Genomic DNA, 14867 nt, shown 5'->3' with positions numbered 1-14867 from the left:
GTCTAACCATGCTGTTTTCCTGCGGGCTCATTCATGGAATTGGTAATGAACACCAGTTCCTGAATGCTGGAGACCACATCAATGCTTTTGATCACCACTCCCCGGGGCACCTTGAAGTGCTGGTGAGTGAAGTCCACAATGCCCGTGATCCCGGCTTTCACCAGCCGGTCCACCGTCGCCTGCACGTCATGGGAAATCGTCAGGATGGCAATGCGGCACCCTTTGGGCATTTTTTCCTCCAGTTCGTCCATGCTCCAGACATTGACACCGAACTGGCTTCCCTGCTTGGCGGGATCCACATCAAAGGCGCAGGCCACCTCTCCCACCACATGATCCCATTTATTGTAGTTCAGCAGGGCCCGGCCCAGGTTGCCGGCTCCCACCAGGATCAGCTTCTCATCAAAATCTCCGCCCAGCTGCTGGTTGAAGATGTCAATGAGCTTGTCCACATCATATCCATATCCCTGTTTGCCCAGATTGCCCAGAAAAGAAAAATCGCGCCGGATGGTGGTCGGCTCGATATCCACAAAACTGGAAAGCTCCCGGGACATGATTCTTTTGACTCCGTTCTTCTGCAGCCTGCGCAGCGCTTTCAAATAAACGGGATAGCGCTGAAGCGTGGCTTTCGGCACGGTATTTGTACGCATAACATCACCGGGACCATCATACCACAGAGCGCTTGCGAATGTGAAAACAATCTAAAACCTAACAAGGTTTCAGGAATTTTCGCCGTTTTCAGTCCTGTGTTTCTTTCTGGAAGGCAGCCCGGCACTGACAAAATACTGCTCGAAGATCCGCAGAGAGTCTCCGATTTTCGCTGAATGCGAAGCCAGATATTCCTGGGCCATGGTTTCTGACAGAAACAGCTGAAAATACACTGCCAGTCCCGCCCAGATCAGCAGGGAGACAATCAGTGACCAGAGAAAGGAGAACTTCACCACAAATACCAGCAGCGGCAGTATCACCAGGAACAGAACCAGATCTGTCACCACCAGGATCCGCTGATAATGCAGCAGCAGATCACGCCAGAGGGGCCGCTGCTGCTGCAGATAGGCTTCGATTTCCGGCTGAAGCGGAACCTCTGTGTCTGTCAGCAGCGGATACTGCCGCCGCTTCCATTTCTCTTTGCCCAGGTTCAGCACCGACTGCATCCGCATGAAGACATATTTCTGGGCGGAAGGCGGCATGCTGTACCGTTCGTAGTTCTGCCCGGTCAGCCGCAGCAGCGTCAGATAATCGTTCAGGGACAGCTCCTGTCCCGCCATGGCTTCTGTCAGCTGGTCCAGACTGGACCGGGAATCCGACAGAATGGTCATTTCATTTTTCGAATCCCGCTCCAGCTGCCGGAGCCGGCCGTAAAATCTGTCTGCCATGAATCAGTTCCTCCCTGGCTGCGTCCGGCCAATGACATGCCGCATGCGGATCAGCAGCCGTTCGGTGACCAGCGCTATCAGCAGACCGCTGACAATGGACAGCGCCAGCAGCACCGGCAGAAACATCTGCATGAAGTACTGCTGGTAAATCGCCGTCACAGCCAGCACCTGCCCCACAGAATGCGCCGCTGCGCCGGCCACGCTGACACCGTAGATGGAAAACAGTCCGCTCTTTCTGGCAAGAGCCATCGCACTCAAAGCCAGGACGGCACCGGATATGGACAGAAGAAAGCCCACGGAAAAGAGCGTACCGGTCAGCAGTCCCGCCAGAAAAATCCGGCAGACTGTCACAATCACCATATCCCGGGTGCCGTAGGCGTACAGGGCGAACAGCCCGGCGATATTGGCCAGCCCGATTTTGTACCCGGGCACCAGCATGACAACCGGCACAAAGCTTTCCAGCAGCTGCAGCAGAATGCCCGCTGTCACGAGAAAGGCGAGAATCACAGCGCGCCGGGTCTTCACTGGATCACCGTGTCCTCGGATCCGGATTCTCCCTGGATCCGGATCACCGTTTCATTGGGCAGACAGACAATGGGCACCGCTGTGCTGTTCACCCATCCCTGCCGGGAGCAGTAATGATGCGGACTGTTTTCCTGCGTCACCCGGACCGATCCATCCTGCACTTCGATGTTCACCGGTCCCAGCGTGCCCTTCACGGAATACGATCCGTTCTGTGCCAGATTCAGCCGCAGTTTCTCTTCATTGCGCACACTGACCACCGCCTGACTGGGAACCGGCTGTCCCTGCAGAATGGGCACAATCAGCAGGACGCTGGCCGCCATCAGGCAGACAATCAGGATTTTGTCCCATTTTGTCATAGAGTCTCACCTTACCGTTTCTACAATGCGGAATCCAGCACCATCATCGCCGCAAACCCCAGGGCAAACGCCACCGTGCCGATGTTGGAATGCTTCCCGTTCTGAGACTGAGGGACCAGCTCCTCCACCACCACATACAGCATGGCGCCGGCGGCAAAAGCCAGCAGCCAGGGCAGAAACGGCAGGATCCACTGCCGGCACAGAATTGTCAGTCCAGCGCCCACAGGTTCGATCACGCCGGACAGCGCACCGAAACCGAAGGCTCTGGTTTTCGGCATGCCCTCCGCATGCAGGGGCATGGAAAGAACTGCTCCTTCCGGCACATTCTGCAGGGCAATGCCCAGACAGAGAGCCAGCGCCGCGGAGGTGCTCATCACCGTGCTGCCATCCAGCAGACCCGCCAGGACCACACCCACAGCCATGCCCTCCGGCAGATTGTGCAGCGTGATGGCAAAGAACAGCTTGGTGGTGCGTTTCCAGGGTACCGGCAGCCCTTCCGCTTCCTGGGACATCACATGGACATGCGGCACCAGTTCATCCAGCAGCAGCAGAAAGCCGATTCCCAGCAGGAAGCCCGCAGCGGCAGGCAGCCACCCGGACTGTTCCATGGCGGGCAGAATCAGGGAAAAAATCGAAGCGGCTGTCATGACACCCGCCGCAAATCCCAACATGGCTTTCTCCGTTTTTTCCGGAATGGCGCCCCGGAGCACGAAGACCGCCGCGCTGCCTAGCACCGTCCCTGCCAGAGGCAGGATCAGACCCATCCACACACCGCTGTTCATCCTGATACCTTCACTTTCACCGGTTTTTCCACCGCATTGCCGAACCGGTCGGAAATCTTCACCGTAATGTCATGGTCGCCGGGGGTGGCGGTGGTGTCAAAAGGCGCCTCATAGCTGATGCCGGAGATATCCGTGGCGGGAAACACCGTGCTCCAGTCTATCCGCTGTCCCACTGTGGCATCCAGTTCGGTGACTTCGGAAATCACCGTAGGGGGCCGTGTATCCTTGATTTTGATCACAAAAGGTGTCTTCGATCCGCCGTTTTCCAGCACAAAGTCATATTCTCCCACCATCAGATACTCATAGCCCCGGGACACAAACCGGTTGTCCTTCCGGGCGACGCCGTTGCTGACGGGGGACACTGTCATGTGTTCCAGGCCCTGCTGGCCTTCATCCGCATACAGGGCGGGATTGGCATACACATCCTGTCCCAGCTCAATGGTGAAGGTGTGCTTTCGCAGTTCCACCTGTCCCGAACACCCGGTCAGCAGCAGACCCGCCAGTCCCAGGCCAGCAGCCATGCTCAGATGTGTTGCGTGCCTACGCCTGCCTGTCTGTTTCATTGGGCCTCCTGTCCTGTCCCAGAGCCGCTGCCATCTCCCGGATCCTGGTCATCCGGTGCTTCATCCCGGATTTGGAGATGATTTCCCCGGTGGCTTTGTAGATCTCATCGCAGAGTTCCGCCAGACTTGCTTCCGGATGCTGCTTGCGGATTTCCATCGCATCCCGGATCTTCTGCGGAATCTGCTCCGGCGACATCATCGTCTCAATCCGCTCAATGGCTTCCACCTGGCTTCGGGCTGCCTTGAGGCTCTTCATTTCATTGGCCAGTTCACAGTTGTCCAGCCGCCGCATCTGGTTGTAGAAATCCCGGGATATGCGCTGGTCTTCAAACTGCAGCAGCGCATTGGAGGCATCGATCAGCCGCAGAAAATCCCCGATTTTGTCCCCGGCTTTGATATAGACCACCCAGAGACTTTTGCGTTCGGTGATCCTGGCAGAGAGGAAAAAGCGGTCCATGATCCGGCGTATGCTTTCCGCCAGTTCCTGGTGGCTGACGGAGATTTCCAGATGATAATTGGCGGTCCGGGGGCTGTTCACCGAGCCGGAGGCCAGAAAGCACCCCTGCAGAAAGGCACGGGCGTTTTTTTCCGACCGGATCAGATCATAGTCCGGCTTCACATGCAGTCCCCTGTCATCCAGGATCCCCAGATCCTCCAGAATCCGGGACGCTCCCTGCTCGATCACGATCCGGTAAATGTTGTTTTTCTTCAGGCGCATTTTCCGCAGCACCGCCAGCCTGGGCTCCACCGTGTACAGCCTCTTGACCAGCAGCCAGACGTGTTTGGCCACGCTGGCGTTTTCCACCTGAAACGACAGATAGGTCCCATGGCTGTTCATATGCAGTGTGGCCTTGACCAGCAGCAGAGCTGCCAGCTGGGCTCTTGCCTGCCGGTCATCCAGCTGGGCGCCGGAAATTTCCTGCTTCACATCATACGTAAAACTCAATCCAGTTCCTCCAGAATTTCCTGCACCGCCTGCCGCACGGCTTCAGGATCATGCCGCACCCGCCCGCTGTCGGAGAGGGTGGTCAGCTGCCGCCGCCAGACTTCATAGCTCTGATCGGAGCCGTCGGATACCACGGGATGACTGCCCATGGCCGCGTAGCGTGCCAGTACGTCCGCCGGCAGCGTGGCATCGTTGATGACCACCAGATCCGCCGGGTTCTTGAAACTGTGCTTTTCCAGCGCCCGCACATGATCTTCCATGGAATACCCGTCGGTTTCTCCGGGCTGACTCATGGCATTGCAGAAGTAGATTTTCGGGCAGGGATTGTCGTAAATGGCTTCCGGTATCCCGGGAATGATCAGATTGGGAATGACACTGGTATACAGACTGCCGATTCCGTAAATGATCAGATCCGCCTCACGCAGGGCTTCCAGAGCCTGTGTATACGGCTGCACATCCTGCTGATAGTACACATGTTCAATGGCGTTGTCCCGGGTCGGGATGTTTTTTTCTCCCCGCACCAGCGTTCCATCCGCCATGAGGGCATACAGAGTGGCCACATCCAGCGTGCAGGGCAGTATCGTTCCCCGCACACCCATCACCCGGGACAGGGATTCAATGGCGCCCATGAAGGACCCGGTGATGTCCATCATGGCCAGGAAAATCAGGTTGCCCAGAGAGTGTCCTCCCACATCTTCCTGTCCTTCGAAGCGGTAGTTCATCAGCTGCTGCAGGATCCCGGCGTTCTCGGTCTGCGCCATGGCGGTGAGCACATGACGGATGTCTCCCATGGCCGGTACGTTGTAGGCATTCCGGATCCTGCCGGTGCTGCCCCCGTCATCCGCCACAGTGACAATGGCCGTGACCTGGGCATCCGGTATCTTTTTCATGCCCGCCAGCATGCTGGACAGCCCCGTTCCGCCCCCCAGCACCACGATTTTCTTCATCCGTTTTCTCCGCCTTCCACATCCCGGTGGGTCTTGAAGCAGCGGTATTTGTCCTTGTACCGGTCATGCAGCCAGTTGGCGATGGACACCGACCGGTGCTGACCGCCGGTGCACCCCACGCTGATGATCATGTTGGACTTGTTCTGCCGGTTGTACTGATCCAGCACATAATCCAGCATCTGAGCCGTGCGCTGAATGTATTCCTGCGTGTCCTGGGACTCCATGACATAGTCGTAGACTTCCTTGTCATTGCCGGTTTTGTTCCGCAGACTCGGTTCGTAGAAGGGATTGGGCAGAAACCGGACATCCAGCACCATGTCCGCATCCATGGGCATTCCATGCTTGAAGCCGAAGGACTGGAACGTCACTGTGAATTCCGGCTTGTCCGTGGACTTGAACCGGTGCCGGATGCGGTTGATCAGTGCCTGGCTGGAGAGCTTGGTGGTGTCCACATGCAGCGTGTTGTTCATGTTGGCCAGGATCTGGTCAAAGGACAGCCGTTCCATTTCAATGGCGTCTTCCAGCGTTGTGGCCTGCCCGGAGGCAATCATCGGATGCTGCCGGCGGGTAAAGCGGTAGCGCAGCAGCAGCTCTTCGTCGGAGCAGTCCAGAAAGATGATCTGCAGCTCCCGGGCAATGTTGTCGAAGTAGTTCACAAAACTTGTATAATCCGCCGCCGATACCGACAGGGCGATGTTCTTGTACCGGTCCTGTTCCTTCTCCAGAAGTTCCTGAAGCTGCGGAAGCAGTTCCCGGGGAAAATTGTCAATGCAGCAGTAGCCCAGGTCCTCCAGGGCATTCATCGCAGAGCTTTTTCCAGCTCCGGACATGCCGGTGACCAGCACGAGGTTCTCATTCATGCAGCATACCCCCTTTGGTCCACATTGTATCATGAGGGTCGTCGGGATCAGGACCGGTTCCGTCCCGGAAACCTGCCAGTCCTGACTGCCCTGCCGGGTTTTTGTCATCCGGCAGCCGAATGTCACCAGTTCCGGGTCCATACAGCTGCCCTTTCGCAAAGAACCGGGATGCACGCTTTTCCTGCAGCCTGCATCCCGGTTTCTGGTCATTCATCGGAATTCATGTCTTCAAACCGCTCGATATCCCGTTTGCTGCCGATGATCGACAGCTTGTCTCCTGCCCGGAAACGGTAGTCGGGATCGAAATTGGTCATGATGTCATTGTCATGCCGGATGGCGATGATGTTGATGCCGTACCGCGCCCGGGAATCCACCTGGGCCACGCTTTGTCCCACCAGACTGGCAGGAACTTTCAGAGTGTGGATCTGGGTCTCCCCATCCAGCGTGAAGCACTCGATCTGGTCATTGTACATCAGCCGGTCCGCCAGCCGTGTCCCGGAATCCTTCTCCGGCTGCACCGTCATGGCGCCCATCTGCCGCAGGATCTTGGCCTGATCCTCGGAGTTTGCCTTGGCAATGACCTTCTTCAGCCCCAGCTCCGTAAGGTACATCGTGGTCAGGATTGAGACATCGAAAGCCGATCCGATGCAGACAATGCCGCAGTCGCAGTTCCGGACGCCGATTTCATCCAGACTCTCCTTGGACATGTGTTCCACCACATAGGCAAAAGGAGTCAGATTTCTGGCTTCCCGGACTTTTTCTGCGTCCCGGTCACAGCAGATGATGGAATATCCGTATTCCGACAGCTTGTCGGCAACAGCCATGCCGAAGCGGCCCAGGCCGATGATCGCAAAGGCTGCGTCCTGTGGGGTTCTTCTCATATTCGTTGATTCTCCTGTAAAACATCCGGCCATTCTCAGCCGATCATGATGGTTTCTTCCGTGAAATGCGCTTCGCTCTTGCCCTTGAACGCCAGAACCGTGGCAATGGTCAGCGGACCCAGCCGGCCGATGAACATGCAGATCATGAGCACGATCTTGCTGGCAGAGCAGAGTCCCGGGGTGATGCCCACCGTACTGCCCACGGTCGCAAACGCACTGGTGACCTCCACCAGAACCGCCGACAGTGACAGATCCTGTTCAAACGCCAGGATCAGAATCGTGCTCACAGTAATCACAGTCAGTCCATAGAAGAAAACCGTCAGAGCCTGCGTGAAGACCACATTCGGGATTTTGCGGTAGAACACTTCATCCCGGTCACCCCGCATTGTGCTGGAGATGGCTTTCATGGCTACCGCGAAAAACGTCGTGGTCTTGATGCCGCCACCGGTACCGCCGGGGTTGGCGCCAATGAACATCAGCACGGTGAAAATCAGCAGAGCAGCTTCTGTGTAGTTGGACAGCGGATAAGTGTTGAATCCCGCCGTCCGGGCGATGACGGACTGAAATGCCGCCTCCAGCAGCGTCTGATTTGTGGTCCAGTACAGAAACGCCGTGCCCAGCACCAGAAGGAGCACAGTCATGACCGTGACAACTTTGGTGTTCAGCGTGAACTTCTTCCACTTGAACCGGCAGTGTCCCATGTCCCACATGGCGAAAAAGCCGAATCCGCCAATGATGACCAGTGCCATGGTGATCAGATTCAGCGGCACGTTGTGGGCATAGTGTAGCAGGGAGTCATAGCCGCCGAAGACATCAAATCCGGCATTGTTGAAAGCCGAAACCGAATGAAACAGCGCATACCCCGCTGCCTGCAGCGGCGGATAATCCTGCACGAACACAAAAAAGCACAGGATGGTGCCGGACAGCTCGAATATCAGCGTGAAACGGAGCAGGATCTTCAGAAAATTGATCAGTCCCCCCACACCGGAGAAATTCATGGCGGCTGACAGCACCTGCCGGGCTTTCAGCCCGATTTTCCGGCCCATCAGCAGCGTGATCATGACCGACAGCGCCGCCACGCCCAGACCGCCGATCTGGATCAGTGTCCCCAGTACCGTCCGCCCGAACAGATTGAAGGAATCTCCGCAGGGAACCGTGGTCAGTCCGGTCACGCAGACCGCACTGCAGGAAACAAACAGCGCATCCAGAAACCTGACATGCTGTCCCGGATTCCAGGAGACAGGAAGCGCCAGCAGAATGCCGCCGGTCAGGATCACGCCCAGGAATCCCAGAGACAGGACCCGGGAAGGCGTCAGGTCCCTCACCAGCCGTTTGAGTCTGTGCATCATCACAGGATTCACCTGCCTTTCGCACAGTATTATACTCAAACCCAGGCCGTTTGCTCTTGCCTTGGGCCTGGATTTTTCAGATAATTCCCAAAGAAGGTGATGAAATGGGACCGATTCTGTATCTGGACATTGACGGAGTGCTGGCCAGGCGCCAGCCGCTGCCGGACTTTGAACTGGATCCCGGGCTGGGAAAACGCCTGGCTCTGGAACGCGAATGCGCTGCCATCGCTTCACTGGACCCGGTGCTGGTCAATGAAGTGGTGCATAGTTTCGATGCCGCTGCCTGCTCTCTGATCCGGGACATCTGCCTGGAATGCAGCGCAGGGATTGTGGTGACCAGCTCCTGGCGCAATGTGTTTTCACCCAGGGAACTCCGGGCGGTGCTTGCCATTGTGGGCCTGGGAGAATTCATGCTGGGCTGCGCCCCTGCAGGACTCAGCCGCCCGGATGTCATCCGTTCCTCTCTGGAAGATCTGGGTGTCACGGAATTCGCCGTTGTGGATGACATGAACATGCGGCATGATTTCGGGGTCAGAAGCGTGGTTCCGGATACGGTTTTTGACGAAGCCTGTGCGAAAAAAGTCCGCCGATTATTCAAAATATACGGTCATTAGGCGCATTCTGCGTCTTTTTTTGTTACGATTGAACCGGTGAACCATATGAAAAAGAAGCGGAGGATGCTCATCCTGCTCTTTCTTTTCCTGTCCTTCATCCTCCTGGCTGCCGGGATACTGGCAACCCAGGTCTATCCCACGGTCTACATTGCTCCGGCCGGCAACACCCTGGAAGTCCAGGTGCCCACGCTGGAAAACGGGGAGATCCGGGAAGATACATATACACTGGTCCGGGGAACCGGGGTGCGGCTGAAAAAGCGCGGACCACGGATGTCCCAGGTGGAGTATGAGGGAAAAACCCTGGAGGTGCCCACAGCCAGTCTGGCGGATGACTACGCCGACTGTGTGAAAGTGCCTTCGGTTTTCGTGCGGACACGCACGGAACTGCGGGAAACGAAAGATGGCACGCTCAGTCAGGTCGCGGCTGAAAAAGGGGAAGAACTTGAAGTCGTGTCCGCCAGTGTGCAGGATCTGGATCCGGAAACGGGGATGGTGAACTGGTATGAAGTGGTCCGGGACGGGAAAACCTACTGGATCCCCGGGCAGTATGTGGAGCCGGACGCCGAGTCGGTCCATGCCTGGGATGAACCCAACGTGGCGGTTTCCGAATACTGGAACGCCGCCTATGGTGAAGGCTACTCCACGGATGCCTTCGTGACACAGGAAGACTGGAAACCGGTGCAGCCGGTGGACTTTGCGGACAATCCCCGGAAAGAGGATGTCCGGGGACTGCATGTGACGCTGGAACAGCTTGCGGCAGATCCCGGGTATTATCTTTCCCTGAAAGACAGAACCGACCTGAATGCACTGGTGGTGGAACTGAAAAACGAAGGCGGTCTGGTGGAGTACGAATCCCCCGCCGCTGCGAAATGGGTGGATTCCGGCTATTCCGGACTCTCCCTGGATCAGCTGAAACAGCTGGTGAAACGGTTCCAGGATGCGGGATTCTACATGATCGGACGGGTCTCCGCCTTCAAGGACCCGGTCTTTGCAGCCGCCTACCCGGAAGAAGCGATTCAGACAACGGACGGGCAGCTGCTGGAAATCGCCCAGAGCACCTGGGCATCGCCCTATTCCCGGAAAGCCTGGGAATACAACGGTGACATCTGCGCGGAAGCCGCGGATATCTTCAACGAAGTGCAGCTGGACTACACCAGATTCCCGGAAGGGCTGGCTCAGCTCCAGGGATTGACGGAACTGCACAATACCTACGATGAAAGCAAGGCCTCGGCCATTCAGCATTTCACGCAGTACGTACGGGACCGGGTCCATGAGCACAACGCCTATCTGTCTGTGGACGTCTTTGCGCAGGTGCTTACCGCCATGGACGACCAGGACCTGGGACAGTATGTACCCGGACTGTGCATTGCCGCAGACTATGTCTCCCCCATGCCCTACCCGGACCACTTTGCCAGCGGTTCCCTGGGCGTGGAATATCCCGCCACGCAGCAGGGCGAAATGCTGAAACGCTACTCCCAGATTGCGCAGTCTGTCTATGCAGACGACACCCAGTACCGGCCCTGGCTGCAGGGATACGCCAATACCGCCCAGGATGTGCAGGATCAGATCCGGGCTGTGGAGGAAACCGGCTTTGACAGCTGGCTGATCTGGTGCAGCAACGGTGATGTCGACATCGTGGAACCCCGCGTGGAAGGCATGAAAACCACCGTGAACCCGGCCGCCCCGCAGAAGGGGCAGACAGACAAAACCGGATAAAACCATAAAACCGCAGACGCTCCCGTCATTCGGCCGGATGGCAGTGTCTGCGGTTTTGTCATGTCAGGGGGAAGCGGCATCTGTACTGATTCCTGCCATCCATGCAGCTGACGTGCACAGCAGCGTATTCCCCATATGCACAAATCCCACATCCATCCCTCCGCCCGGATTTCTCCACAGCCCGGATACTCATTTGTGCTATGCTTTGGAGTATGGATGACAGAAAAATATACCGGAAAGCCCGCAACCACGTTGTATGGCACCTGATCTTTTATTTCCTGCTGGTCTGTGTCTTCGTAATCGGCACCGATCTGGTCCTGAACCTGGATTTCCTGAAATTCGCGGAAACCGGTCTTCACCAGACCTTCATACTCGTCTCCCTCACAGAAATCTTCCTCTGGCTGCTGCTCTTTCTCGGCCTCTCCACCGGCCAGAAATGGATCCGCTGGCTGTACTGGGTCATGTACCTTCTGGAAGTGGCAACCTTCTGGATCCCGGTCCAGGCCATGATGAAAGACTGGACCCACATCTTTGTGTATTTCACCTGGATGTTCTGCCTGTTCATCAAACTGGCCATCCTCATGCAGACCGGACTGTATTTCCACCAGAACCGCTGGGCCCGCGTGTACTACGACCACATTCTGGAAGTCTATGACGATGATCCTCTCGAGGATGCCAGGGCCGTCCGGGCACAGACCATCACCCGCAGTGCCGAACCGGCCAGCATGACCGCTGTCCGGCCGGCAGCACAGCCTGCCCGGACACAGTCTGCCCCGGAACCGGAGGAAAAAGCCGAAAAGCCTCTGACCTGGCCCCAGGTTTCCGTACGCCTGGGAATCTGCATCTACGGCGAACTGGTGGTGTTCCCGATTTTCGTGCAGATGTTCCAGGGCTGGTTCTCCAGTCTGGATATGCGCAGTGTGTTCGCCACCCGGGATATGTTCCTGCTGTGCATTTTCACCGCCTTTGTCTGGACGATCCCGGTCTTCTTCCTCTACTACTCCCAGAAAGGATGCCGCCGCGTGATCTGGGGGGTCATCGGCGCAGAAGTTCTCTTCTCCGCCTGGTTTGCCACCCGGCTGATGGCCTACCACGATACCGGCCTGTATCCGGACCGGGTGTTCATCCTTTTCATTCTGCTGGACATCATCCGGTATGGTCTGATCGGAGCCGTGATCTCCCCGGTTCTCATGGGCAAAGCCATCCGGGATCCGCAGCACCGCCAGAGCCCGGGCTTCGGACTGGATGATACCGATCTGCCGGATCTGGAGCCTGAAGACGAGGATTACACCGACTGAGACTGCGGCATCCCCTGTCAGAATAGCGACATGAAAAACGCCATGGATCCTGCCTTCAGGCAGCGGCTCCATGGCGTTTTCCGTTCAGCGGCCAGCGGTACAGCCTATGCGCAATGACAGCCGAAGGCTTCCATCAAAGCGGTGAAATCACCGTGAGGCCACTGGTTCGTGTCCAGATCCTTCCGGTTCAGCAGACAGTCTGTCAGCAGAAAAGTCTGCATGCCCAGAGATCCGGCAGCCATGTCCTCCGTGGTGTCATTGCCGATCATCACACACTGTGCAGGATTCAGGCCGTTCCGGTTCAGGATTTCCCGGTAGTAAGCCGGGTCCGGCTTGCATCTGGCACAGTTTTCACAGGTGGTGATATCCGTGAACAGACCGGCATCCACTCCTGCCCAGCGCAGTCGCTGTCTGACGGCGCTCTCCGGGAAAATGGGATTGGTGGCCAGAATCAGCCGGTATCCCGCCTGTTTCAGCTTTTCCAGAAACTCACCGGTTCCCGCCCGTGCGGGACAGGCGGGCTTTGCCTCGTCAAAGGTTGTCCGGTAATACGCATCGAATTCCGCTTTCCGGGATGAAATCCCCGGAAACCGGGATTCCATCAGCGTCCAGAGCAGGGTTTCATTGGTGCTCTCCCCCTGATTGGCAGTCATCAGCCCCACGGATTCCCAGAGCGTTTTCTGCATCAGCCGGGGATCATACCAATCCTGGAACGCTGCGGACAGCGAACCCAGATACAGCCTGGTGAATGCTTCTTCATCCATGGGCAGCAGCGTCCCGTCCAGATCAAAAAGCAGTGTATCCACACCGGTCAGATCAAGCGTCTGACCAGCTGTTTCGTTTTCCTGTTGCCTGTAATTGATGGTCATGGGTTCATTATACCGTTCATTTCCGTCAGATCATGAAAAAAAACCGGCAAAAGCCGGCTTCGCAAATGACAGCTGCGTTTAGCCTGCCAGGTTCCGGGCAAGCATCTCCGCATGGTCGGAAATCCGTTCATACCGCCGGATGCAGTCCAGACAGGCCACCGCATGGGCTGCCTTCATGGTTCCGCCATCCAGCTGCTGCAGCACACGCTGCCGCAGTTCCTTTTCCAGGGCATCCACCGCGTCTTCCTGTTCCCGGGCTTCTTCCACCCGCTCATGCCGGGCGAGCTTCAAAGTCCGGGCGGCACTGCGGGCCAGTTTTTCCAGACCTTCCTGGCAGCACAGGCAGTCCGACGGGTTCTGGTCCCGGATCCCCGCAACCTGCAGACTGAGTTCCATGATCCGGGCAATGTCGGTCAGGGACATCAGATCCTGCTCGCTGCGCAGCAGCTGTTCCTGGCTCATCACCGCCGGATCAAGTGCCTGCAGCGCGCCGGCGATTTCATCCCGGAGCTGCATGACAGAATCCCGCCGGGCTTCCAGATCCTCTCCGGTGGAAACCGCGGAGGCTTTCACCGCCTCCTGGGCGATTTTGCTCATCACATTGATCTGGGATTCAATGGCTTCCAGTGCCAGCGCCGGTGCCTGCGCCATGCGGGGATCCAGCTGCGCCAGAGACTTGTGGCCGGAAACGCCTTTTTCCGGAACCAGCCGCCCGGACAGCGTGACAAGCCAGCTGGCGAAGGGAAACAGCATGATAGTGCACACGATGTTGAACGCTGTGTGGAACACCGCCAGCTGAGTCCCGGTGACGTTGGCCATGGCCAGAGCCGGGTTGAACAGGAAGAAGATCCAGATCACCGCCCCGATCACCACCGACCCGATGACATTGAACAGCAGGTGAATCACCGCAGCCCGTTTTGCGTTGCGGTCTGTACCCAGACAGGAGAGCAGCGCTGTGGCGCAGGTGCCGATGTTCTGGCCCAGGGCTATGAACGCGGCAGCCCCCCAGTTCACCACACCCGCCATGGCCAGAGTCTGCAGAATGCCCATGGAGGCAGAGGAAGACTGAATGATGGCAGTGACCACTGCACCGGTGAGCAGACCATATACCGGGTTGCTGCCCAGCACCTGGAATGCCTGTGCGAAGATCGGCTCATCGGTATAGGGGGCAATGGAGCCGGACATGGCATCGAGTCCCATGAACAGAATGCCAAAGCCAATCAGAATGTGGGCAGTGTGCTTCAGCTTCTCTTTTTTTGCCGCCATGAGACACACCACACCGGCAAACAGGAATGCCGGCGCAATGGTGGCCGGTTTCAGAAACGCGCTCCACTCTCCCATGGAGACGATCCATCCGGTCATTGTCGTACCAATGTTGGCTCCCATGATCACACCCACTGCCTGCTGCAGCGTCATCACCGAGGCATTCACAAACCCCACCACCATGACTGTGGCGGCACTGGAAGACTGGATCAGCGCCGTGACCGCTGCTCCGGTCAGAACCGCCGCAAACCGGTTTCCGGTAAGAAACGCCATGAGCTTCCGGGCCCGGCTGCCAGCAGCCTGCTGCAGTCCTTCAGCCAGCAGATGCATTCCGTATATGAACATTCCCAGTCCCCCGGCAAACGCCAGAATGGATTTTACGAATTCCATGATTGTTTTCCTTTCCTCAGACACTTTCCTGTCTGGTTTTGACTCCAGTATAGAAAAGACCGGGAACGGTCATTGTAAGGTCTCTGTAAATTGTGAGACTGACAGGCACCGGTCCTGTGGATCTTGTCATGAAGG

16 protein-coding genes are annotated in these 14867 nt (G+C 57.2%); 3 read left to right on the top strand and 13 right to left on the bottom strand.

The window, feature by feature from the left end:
* Positions 1-2: 2 nt before the first annotated feature.
* The 11 genes from QZ305_RS05550 to QZ305_RS05500 all read right to left on the bottom strand — a co-directional run bounded on the left by QZ305_RS05550 (position 3) and on the right by QZ305_RS05500 (position 8582).
* A complete protein-coding gene (locus QZ305_RS05550; protein WP_294730707.1) occupies positions 3-647 on the bottom strand; it encodes a redox-sensing transcriptional repressor Rex in 645 nt (214 codons plus the stop codon).
* A 69-nt stretch (positions 648-716) separates the two neighbouring features.
* Positions 717-1373, bottom strand: coding sequence for a hypothetical protein (locus QZ305_RS05545; protein WP_294730706.1), 657 nt, complete (start codon positions 1371-1373; stop codon positions 717-719).
* Positions 1374-1376: 3 nt separating this feature from the next.
* A complete protein-coding gene (locus QZ305_RS05540; RefSeq protein ID WP_294730704.1) occupies positions 1377-1898 on the bottom strand; it encodes a Gx transporter family protein in 522 nt (173 codons plus the stop codon).
* The gene (locus QZ305_RS05535) at positions 1895-2254 is read right to left on the bottom strand and encodes a NusG domain II-containing protein (RefSeq protein WP_294730701.1); all 360 of its coding nucleotides are present in this window, start codon (positions 2252-2254) and stop codon (positions 1895-1897) included. The genes QZ305_RS05540 and QZ305_RS05535 overlap by 4 nt, the downstream gene beginning before the upstream one ends.
* Before the next feature lie 20 nt (positions 2255-2274).
* The gene (locus QZ305_RS05530) at positions 2275-3036 is read right to left on the bottom strand and encodes a ZIP family metal transporter (protein WP_294730698.1); all 762 of its coding nucleotides are present in this window, start codon (positions 3034-3036) and stop codon (positions 2275-2277) included.
* A complete protein-coding gene (locus tag QZ305_RS05525; RefSeq protein WP_294730696.1) occupies positions 3033-3599 on the bottom strand; it encodes a hypothetical protein in 567 nt (188 codons plus the stop codon). Before QZ305_RS05525 ends, QZ305_RS05530 begins: the two co-directional genes overlap by 4 nt.
* Positions 3577-4545: a DNA-binding protein WhiA gene (gene whiA, locus QZ305_RS05520; RefSeq protein WP_294730693.1), complete on the bottom strand. Its 969-nt coding sequence runs from the start codon at positions 4543-4545 to the stop codon at positions 3577-3579. Before whiA ends, QZ305_RS05525 begins: the two co-directional genes overlap by 23 nt.
* A complete protein-coding gene (yvcK, locus tag QZ305_RS05515; protein ID WP_294730692.1) occupies positions 4542-5492 on the bottom strand; it encodes a gluconeogenesis factor YvcK family protein in 951 nt (316 codons plus the stop codon). The genes whiA and yvcK overlap by 4 nt, the downstream gene beginning before the upstream one ends.
* Positions 5489-6352: an RNase adapter RapZ gene (rapZ, locus tag QZ305_RS05510; RefSeq protein WP_294730691.1), complete on the bottom strand. Its 864-nt coding sequence runs from the start codon at positions 6350-6352 to the stop codon at positions 5489-5491. The genes yvcK and rapZ overlap by 4 nt, the downstream gene beginning before the upstream one ends.
* A 206-nt stretch (positions 6353-6558) precedes the next feature.
* A complete protein-coding gene (locus QZ305_RS05505) occupies positions 6559-7233 on the bottom strand; it encodes a TrkA family potassium uptake protein (RefSeq protein WP_294730689.1) in 675 nt (224 codons plus the stop codon).
* A gap of 35 nt (positions 7234-7268) precedes the next feature.
* Positions 7269-8582 (bottom strand): TrkH family potassium uptake protein, encoded by a 1314-nt coding sequence (locus QZ305_RS05500; RefSeq protein WP_294730688.1) that lies wholly within the window; start codon positions 8580-8582, stop codon positions 7269-7271.
* A 104-nt stretch (positions 8583-8686) separates the two neighbouring features.
* On the opposite strand from QZ305_RS05500, the gene QZ305_RS05495 reads away from it, so the two are divergent.
* The 3 genes from QZ305_RS05495 (at position 8687) to QZ305_RS05485 (ending at position 12210) form a co-directional block, all read left to right on the top strand.
* Positions 8687-9196 (top strand): HAD domain-containing protein, encoded by a 510-nt coding sequence (locus QZ305_RS05495; RefSeq protein WP_294730686.1) that lies wholly within the window; start codon positions 8687-8689, stop codon positions 9194-9196.
* A 45-nt stretch (positions 9197-9241) separates the two neighbouring features.
* The gene (locus QZ305_RS05490) at positions 9242-10912 is read left to right on the top strand and encodes a putative glycoside hydrolase (RefSeq protein WP_294730685.1); all 1671 of its coding nucleotides are present in this window, start codon (positions 9242-9244) and stop codon (positions 10910-10912) included.
* A gap of 212 nt (positions 10913-11124) precedes the next feature.
* Entirely contained in the window at positions 11125-12210 is a 1086-nt protein-coding gene (locus QZ305_RS05485) for a hypothetical protein (RefSeq protein ID WP_294730684.1), read from the top strand.
* 104 nt (positions 12211-12314) lie between these two features.
* Here QZ305_RS05485 and QZ305_RS05480 read toward each other — a convergent pair whose 3' ends face one another.
* Together QZ305_RS05480 and QZ305_RS05475 are read right to left on the bottom strand one after the other, a co-directional pair.
* Positions 12315-13079, bottom strand: a complete 765-nt coding sequence (locus QZ305_RS05480; protein ID WP_294730683.1) for an HAD family hydrolase — start codon at positions 13077-13079, stop codon at positions 12315-12317.
* Between the two features lie 78 nt (positions 13080-13157).
* Positions 13158-14732 (bottom strand): Na/Pi cotransporter family protein, encoded by a 1575-nt coding sequence (locus QZ305_RS05475; RefSeq protein ID WP_294730682.1) that lies wholly within the window; start codon positions 14730-14732, stop codon positions 13158-13160.
* Positions 14733-14867 lie beyond the last annotated feature (135 nt).

The sequence above is a fragment of the uncultured Faecalibaculum sp. genome (assembly GCF_910588395.1).
Classification (GTDB): Bacteria; Bacillota_I; Bacilli_A; order Erysipelotrichales; family Erysipelotrichaceae; genus Faecalibaculum.
Note: the sequence above shows the minus strand (reverse complement) of the source record. Positions and strands in the feature narration are given on the sequence as shown.

Coding starts and splice junctions, on each gene's coding strand:
- QZ305_RS05550 (WP_294730707.1), bottom strand. CDS start 647: ATGCGTACAAATACCGTGCCGAAAGCCACGCTTCAGCGCTATCCCGTT.
- QZ305_RS05545 (WP_294730706.1), bottom strand. CDS start 1,373: ATGGCAGACAGATTTTACGGCCGGCTCCGGCAGCTGGAGCGGGATTCG.
- QZ305_RS05535 (WP_294730701.1), bottom strand. CDS start 2,254: ATGACAAAATGGGACAAAATCCTGATTGTCTGCCTGATGGCGGCCAGC.
- QZ305_RS05530 (WP_294730698.1), bottom strand. CDS start 3,036: ATGAACAGCGGTGTGTGGATGGGTCTGATCCTGCCTCTGGCAGGGACG.
- QZ305_RS05525 (WP_294730696.1), bottom strand. CDS start 3,599: ATGAAACAGACAGGCAGGCGTAGGCACGCAACACATCTGAGCATGGCT.
- yvcK (WP_294730692.1), bottom strand. CDS start 5,492: ATGAAGAAAATCGTGGTGCTGGGGGGCGGAACGGGGCTGTCCAGCATG.
- rapZ (WP_294730691.1), bottom strand. CDS start 6,352: ATGAATGAGAACCTCGTGCTGGTCACCGGCATGTCCGGAGCTGGAAAA.
- QZ305_RS05505 (WP_294730689.1), bottom strand. CDS start 7,233: ATGAGAAGAACCCCACAGGACGCAGCCTTTGCGATCATCGGCCTGGGC.
- QZ305_RS05500 (WP_294730688.1), bottom strand. CDS start 8,582: ATGATGCACAGACTCAAACGGCTGGTGAGGGACCTGACGCCTTCCCGG.
- QZ305_RS05495 (WP_294730686.1), top strand. CDS start 8,687: ATGGGACCGATTCTGTATCTGGACATTGACGGAGTGCTGGCCAGGCGC.
- QZ305_RS05490 (WP_294730685.1), top strand. CDS start 9,242: ATGAAAAAGAAGCGGAGGATGCTCATCCTGCTCTTTCTTTTCCTGTCC.
- QZ305_RS05485 (WP_294730684.1), top strand. CDS start 11,125: ATGGATGACAGAAAAATATACCGGAAAGCCCGCAACCACGTTGTATGG.
- QZ305_RS05480 (WP_294730683.1), bottom strand. CDS start 13,079: ATGACCATCAATTACAGGCAACAGGAAAACGAAACAGCTGGTCAGACG.
- QZ305_RS05475 (WP_294730682.1), bottom strand. CDS start 14,732: ATGGAATTCGTAAAATCCATTCTGGCGTTTGCCGGGGGACTGGGAATG.